Source organism: Kitasatospora sp. NPDC057223, from assembly GCF_042669755.1.
GTDB lineage: Bacteria > Actinomycetota > Actinomycetes > Streptomycetales > Streptomycetaceae > Kitasatospora.
Genome location: NZ_JBHUWW010000243.1, coordinates 1 through 5,507, shown reverse-complemented (window position 1 = coordinate 5,507; position 5,507 = coordinate 1). Strand labels below are relative to the sequence as shown.

Annotated in this window: 7 protein-coding genes; 3 read left to right on the top strand and 4 right to left on the bottom strand. The window is 74.8% G+C overall.

What is annotated here, in order from left to right; genetic code table 11:
* Positions 1-134: 134 nt before the first annotated feature.
* Positions 135-842 (bottom strand): YidC/Oxa1 family membrane protein insertase, encoded by a 708-nt coding sequence (locus tag ACFUK0_RS39295; RefSeq protein WP_380258735.1) that lies wholly within the window; start codon positions 840-842, stop codon positions 135-137.
* A gap of 72 nt (positions 843-914) precedes the next feature.
* Positions 915-1,208, bottom strand: coding sequence for a DUF6412 domain-containing protein (locus ACFUK0_RS39290; protein ID WP_380258733.1), 294 nt, complete (start codon positions 1,206-1,208; stop codon positions 915-917).
* 149 nt (positions 1,209-1,357) lie between these two features.
* Here ACFUK0_RS39290 and ACFUK0_RS39285 point away from each other — a divergent pair, with 149 nt between their 5' ends.
* Positions 1,358-1,639 carry a type II toxin-antitoxin system Phd/YefM family antitoxin gene (locus tag ACFUK0_RS39285; RefSeq protein ID WP_380258731.1) on the top strand — a complete coding sequence of 94 codons (282 nt, stop codon included), beginning with the start codon at positions 1,358-1,360 and terminating at the stop codon, positions 1,637-1,639.
* On the top strand, positions 1,632-2,054 hold the full coding sequence (locus ACFUK0_RS39280; RefSeq protein ID WP_380258729.1) for a type II toxin-antitoxin system VapC family toxin: 423 nt from the start codon (positions 1,632-1,634) through the stop codon (positions 2,052-2,054). Before ACFUK0_RS39285 ends, ACFUK0_RS39280 begins: the two co-directional genes overlap by 8 nt.
* Positions 2,055-2,233: 179 nt before the next feature.
* On the opposite strand, the gene ACFUK0_RS39275 is transcribed toward ACFUK0_RS39280, so the two are convergent.
* The gene (locus ACFUK0_RS39275) at positions 2,234-3,304 is read right to left on the bottom strand and encodes a Gfo/Idh/MocA family oxidoreductase (protein ID WP_380258726.1); all 1,071 of its coding nucleotides are present in this window, start codon (positions 3,302-3,304) and stop codon (positions 2,234-2,236) included.
* Between the two features lie 60 nt (positions 3,305-3,364).
* Entirely contained in the window at positions 3,365-4,417 is a 1,053-nt protein-coding gene (locus ACFUK0_RS39270; RefSeq protein WP_380258724.1) for a lytic polysaccharide monooxygenase, read from the bottom strand.
* Between the two features lie 254 nt (positions 4,418-4,671).
* Between ACFUK0_RS39270 and ACFUK0_RS39265 the strand changes: the two genes are divergently transcribed.
* A complete protein-coding gene (locus ACFUK0_RS39265) occupies positions 4,672-5,451 on the top strand; it encodes an HAD-IIA family hydrolase (protein ID WP_380258722.1) in 780 nt (259 codons plus the stop codon).
* Positions 5,452-5,507: the final 56 nt, after the last annotated feature.

The window sequence follows — 5,507 nt, the reverse complement described above, 5'->3', positions numbered from 1 at the left end:
CCACGCCGCCGTCCGCGGCCGGCTGACCGCGCGCGACCGCCGGGGCTGACCGCCCGGCGCCGTGGGGAACGCCGTCGGGCCCGGCCGCGGGGGGGGGGCGGCCCGCCCCCCCCGCGCCCCCCCCACGACCGGCGTCAGGCCGCGCCCAGCGCCCCGGCGGCCGGCGCGGGGCTCTCGCGGTGCAGCCAGGCCCGCTCGGCCGTGCTCCAGGCCGTGGTGGTGACCAGGTAGAGCCCGGCCGCGAGCGGCACCAGCGCCGCGAACAGCACCGTGCCGAACGACAGGTACGGCATCAGGGCCGCCCCCGGCACCGGCGCCGCCCCGGTGGCGGCCGCCGCCGCACCCAGCCGGCGGGCCCGGCGGAAGTTCGCCCAGCCGACGGCCGCCAGCGCCGCGTACAGCGCGCCGAACACCAGCAGCTGCGCCGCGCCGTGCGCGCTGCCCACGTGCAGGCCGAGCGGCACCCCGGACAGGGTGTGGCCGAGCAGGTCGTTCGGGGTGGTGAACAGCCGGTACATCACCGAGAAGAACGGGATCTGCACCAGCATCGGCAGGCAGCCCGCGAACGGTGACGCCTTCTCCTCCCGGTACAGCTCGGCGAGCGCCTCGCGCAGCTTCTCCGGCTTGCCCTTGTGCTTGCGGTTCAGCTCGGCGACCTGCGGCGCGAGCCTGGTCCGGGCCTTCTCGCCGCGGGCGGCGGCCCGGGCCAGCGGGTGCAGTGCGAGGCGCACGCAGACGGTGAACAGGACGATCGCGGCGGCGGTCGGCAGTACCTGCGCGAGCGCGGAGACGACGTCGTGGGCCAGGCCGACGGCCGGGTCGAGGACAGAAAGAACGGACATGGTGAGCGAGCCCTCCGGGGTCTCGTGAGCGAGAGTTCGGCGGAGGACGGCCGCGAGTGGAGCGGTGGGGCGTTACGCGGCCGCCGGGGCCGCGCCCGGTGCCCGGGGGCGCCGGCGGCCCCGGGCGTCCGGATCACGCTGCGGGAGGAAGGCGGTGCGGAACGCGCGCCTGCGCAGCGTCCCGTCCCGGACGGCGGCCGGGGCCCGCGCCCCGAGCAGCCGGCCGGTGGCCAGCGTGCCGGCCGCCACACCGGACAGCAGCACCAGGGCGGCAGCGGCGGCGGCAGCGGTCAGGCCGGGCGAGCCGGTGAGCAGGTCGCCGGTGAGCAGGCGGAGCAGCCCGAGGAGGGCGGCGAGCAGGGTCATCGTCGTTCCTCTCCGGACGGCTGTACGCGGGTGTGCGGAAGATGCCGCTGCGAACGATGGTACGGGTGCGGTGCAGCCCGGCAGGACCCGGCCGGACGGACGTCCGTCACACCGTAGCCAACGGTGCTACACGGGGCTACCGTGGAGGGATGAAGACGATTACCCAGCGCGAGTTCCGCAACAACTCCGCCGCGGTGATGGACGCGGTCGAGGCCGGCGAGATCTTCCACATCACCCGCAACGGCGTCGAGGTCGCCGAGCTGCGGCCGGTCTCCGGCCGGCGGCGGCTCAGCGCCGAGGAGCTGGTGGCCCGGCACAGCAGGCTGCCCAAGGTCGACTACCAGCAGATGCGCAAGGAGACCGAGGAGTTCTTCGGCTCCGAGGACCTCCTCGGCGAGGACGACGACCCGTTCGAGCGGCCCCGTGGCTGAACGCCGCCGCAGCGCCCGGCGCCGGCCCGCCGGGGTGCTCGACACCTGCGTCTACATCGACCTGGCGCTGCTCGACCCGGCGGAGCTGCCGGCCGTCCCCGAACTGACCGCGATCACCTTCGCCGAGCTGCAGCAGGGCGTCGCGATGGCCCGCGACCCGCTCAGCCGGGCCGCCCGGCTGGAGGTGCTCGGCGCGGCGATGGCCGACTTCGAGCCGCTGCCCTTCGACAGTGCCGCCGCCGCGCGCTACGGCACGCTGGTCGCACTGACGATCGCGGCGGGGCGCCAGCCGCGCCCGCGCCGGATCGACCTGATGATCGCCGCCATCGCCTCCGCCCATGCCCTGCCCCTGTACACCCGCAACATCGCGGACTTCCGGGGCCTGGGCGCAGCCGTCGAGGTCATCGCCGTCTGAGGCCCGGCGCACCCCACGACCACGATCCACTCCGATCCCCAGCACCCCAGCACCCCAGCACCCCGGGACCGCGAGCGAGCCGAAGGGGCGCGCCGGTGCCGAGAGCGAGGAGCGCGGGAGCGACGAAGCGACGAGTGTCGGCGCCGGACGTGAGCGCCCCGGAGGCGAGCCGAGCCCCATTAGGAGAGGCTCACCACCGTGCCGGTGGCGGCGGAGGCGCGGGCGGCCTCCAGGACGGTGAGGGTGGCGACGGCGTCCTTCGGGTCGACCGGGGGCGGGGTGCCGGTGGCGAGGGCGGCGGCGATGCCCGCGTAGAAGGCGGGGTAGTCGCCGGGGTCGGTGGGGACGGGGGCGGAGGCCTCGTCGGTGCCGAGCGTGCCGTACGCGGCCGGGGCGTCGGCGCCCCAGGTGCCGGGGCCGTCGGGGCGCAGGCCGGCCTTGAGGGCGTCCTCCTGCGGGTCCATGCCGGACTTGACGTAGCCGGCGCTGTCGCCGAGGACGCGCAGCCGGGGGCCGATCAGCGGGGTGACGGCGCTCGTCCACAGGTGGGAGCGGGTGCCGGAGGCGTGGGTGAGGGCGAGGAAGGCGTCGTCGTCCACCACCGCGCCGTCCCGGCGGATGTCGATCTCGGCGTAGACCGTGTCGACCGGGCCGAACAGGGTGATCGCCTGGTCGACGAGGTGGCTGCCGAGGTCGTACAGGGTGCCGCCGACCTCGGCCGGGTCGGCCAGCTCGCGCCAGCCGGCCTTCGGCTTGGGACGGAACCGCTCGAAGCGGGACTCGAAGCGGTGCACCCGGCCGAGGGCGCCCTCGTCGACGAGCCGGCGGGCCGTCAGGAAGTCGCCGTCCCAGCGGCGGTTCTGGAAGACGGAGAGCAGGACGCCCCGGCTCTCGGCGAGTCGGCACAGGTCGAGCGCCGAGGCGGCGGTCGCGGCGAGCGGCTTGTCGACGACGGTCGCGAGCCCGGCCTCGATCGCGGCCCGGGCCAGCGGGACGTGGGTCCGGTTGGGGGAGGCGATGACGATCAGGTCGAGGGCGTCCGGGTCGGCGAACAGCTCCTCGGGGGTGTCGACAGCGCGGGCGCCGGGGTGGTCGTGGCGCAGCTTGGCGCGGCGGTCGGGGTTGGCGGTGACCACCGCGTCCAGCCGCAGTCCTGGGGTGGTGGCGATCAGCGGCGCGTGGAAGGCGGAGCCGGCCAGGCCGTATCCGACCAGGCCGACGCGGAACGGGGGGCGGGGCGTGGTGCTCATGCGCCCTACTCAATCACGGCCCGCCCCGCCGTCCGGTGGTTGCGTGGTGCGCGCGGCGTTTCAGCGCGCGTGGGCACCGGGGGTACGGCGGCCACGGCGTACGGCGACGACGGTCGCGCCGGCGAGCAGGAAGGAGGCGCCGACCGAGGCGAGGATGCCGAGCGAGCGGGCGCTGCCGGTCTCGGCGAGGTGTGCGGCACCGGTGGCCGTGGCACTGGCAGCCGTGGCGGCGGGGGCCGGGGTGGCCGGTGTGCTGGTGGTCCGGGCGGCGGGTACGGCGGCCGCGCTCGCCGGAGCGGCGCTGCTGGTGGCCGTGGCTGTCGCTGCGGCTGCGGCAGCGGCAGTCGTAGCGGCCGGGGCCGGGACGGTGGCGGTGGCGGTCGTGGTGGCCGGGTGCGAGTGGCCGCCGGTCGGGGTGCTGCTGTCCGCGGCCGGGACGGTGGCGCTGCCGGCGGTGGCGCCGCTGCCGTCGAAGACCACGTCGGAGCAGGAGTAGAAGGCCTCCGGGCTGTCCGAACGCTGCCAGATCGCGTAGACCAGCTGGCGTCCCGTCCGGCCGGCGGGGATGGTGCCGGGCAGCAGGTAGGAGCCGTCGGCGAGCTGCGGGTCGGTGACCGTGACGAACGGCTGGGTGTCGAGGTTCGCCCAGGTCAGCGGCTTGGCGGGGTCGTAGCTGCCGTTGGTGAGGAACAGCTGGAAGGTGCCCTTGTGCGGGGCGGTGGCGCGGAACCGGAAGGTGAAGGCGGCGCCGGAGGTGAGGTTGGTGGCGGGCCAGTCGGCGCGGGGCAGGTCCAGGCCCTTGAACATCTCGTTGCCCGCGCTGCACAGCTTGCCGTCCGGGACGAGCTGGCGGTGGCGTCCGGCGGCGTCGCCGATCCGCAGGCTCATCCAGTCGTAGAGCCCGGCGGTGCCGCCGGTCGCGACGGCGGCCTTGCAGGCGGCGGAGACGGGGTGCTCGGGCCCTTCGAGGTAGCAGCCCTCGATCCGGCTGAGCGGGTTCTGCAGGGAGCCGTGTGCGGCGGCGGTGCCGGTTCCGAGGGCGGTGGCGAGGGCGCAGCCGGCGAGCGTGCCGGCGAGGGTGAGCAGGGCGGCGGTGCGGGAGCGTGCGGGCATCCGGAGGGACTCCTCTGCGGAGCGGAGGTGAGGGTTTGTCCCTGGAAGCTAGCCCGGCGCGGTGGCCCTACTGATGGGTAATCAGTGGGGTTAGGGGCGGCTTAAGGAGCCTTTGAGACTGGGGTGTCCGGCGGGGCGGAAGTCCGCTGGGCGGGACATACTCCCGTCGGGCAGGTGTGCGGATTAGGCTGTGCCCCGTTGGGGCAGCCAGCAGCACTCCGTACGACCACCGCAAGACCTCGGGAGACACGCACGTGGCAGACCGCAAGCCCATCGAGTCCTGGCTGACCGACATGGACGGTGTCCTCATCCACGAGGGCACGCCGATTCCCGGCGCGGAGGAGTTCCTCCGCCGGCTGCAGGAGTCCGGCAAGCCGTTCCTGGTACTCACCAACAACTCCATCTACACGCCGCGCGACCTCAGTGCCCGGCTGGCCGGCATGGGCCTGAACGTGCCGGAGGAGCGCATCTGGACGTCGGCGCTCGCCACCGCGAAGTTCCTCAAGGGCCAGCGCCCGGGCGGCACCGCGTACGTCATCGGCGAGTCCGGCCTCACCACCGCGCTCTACCAGGCCGGGTACGTCCTGACCGACAACAACCCGGACTACGTGGTGCTGGGCGAGACCCGCACCTACAGCTTCGAGGCGCTCACCAAGGCGATCCGCCTGATCAACGCGGGTGCCCGCTTCATCTGCACCAACCCGGACGAGACCGGCCCCTCGCACGAGGGCGTGCTGCCGGCCACCGGCTCGGTCGCGGCGCTGATCACCAAGGCGACCGGCGTCGACCCGTACTTCGTGGGCAAGCCCAACCCGCTGATGATGCGTGAGGCGCTGAACAGCGCGGGCGCCCACTCGGAGACCGCCGTGATGATCGGCGACCGGATGGACACCGACATCGTGGCGGGCATGGAGGCCGGTATGGAGACCATCCTGGTGCTCACCGGCCTGACCGCGGCCGAGGACGTCGAGCGGTTCCCGTACCGGCCGACGCGGGTGGTCAAGTCGATCGCCGACCTGATCGAGATGGTCTAGCGGGCAGTCCGACCAGCAGGCCCCGCCCCCGGCTGCCGCCCGGGGGCGGGGCCTGC

What these genes read in the sequence shown, in the direction of transcription:
- ACFUK0_RS39270 (WP_380258724.1), bottom strand. Translation starts at nt 4,417, where the DNA reads ATGCCCGCACGCTCCCGCACCGCCGCCCTGCTCACCCTCGCCGGCACG.
- ACFUK0_RS39295 (WP_380258735.1), bottom strand. Translation starts at nt 842, where the DNA reads ATGTCCGTTCTTTCTGTCCTCGACCCGGCCGTCGGCCTGGCCCACGAC.
- ACFUK0_RS39275 (WP_380258726.1), bottom strand. Translation starts at nt 3,304, where the DNA reads ATGAGCACCACGCCCCGCCCCCCGTTCCGCGTCGGCCTGGTCGGATAC.
- ACFUK0_RS39290 (WP_380258733.1), bottom strand. Translation starts at nt 1,208, where the DNA reads ATGACCCTGCTCGCCGCCCTCCTCGGGCTGCTCCGCCTGCTCACCGGC.
- ACFUK0_RS39285 (WP_380258731.1), top strand. Translation starts at nt 1,358, where the DNA reads ATGAAGACGATTACCCAGCGCGAGTTCCGCAACAACTCCGCCGCGGTG.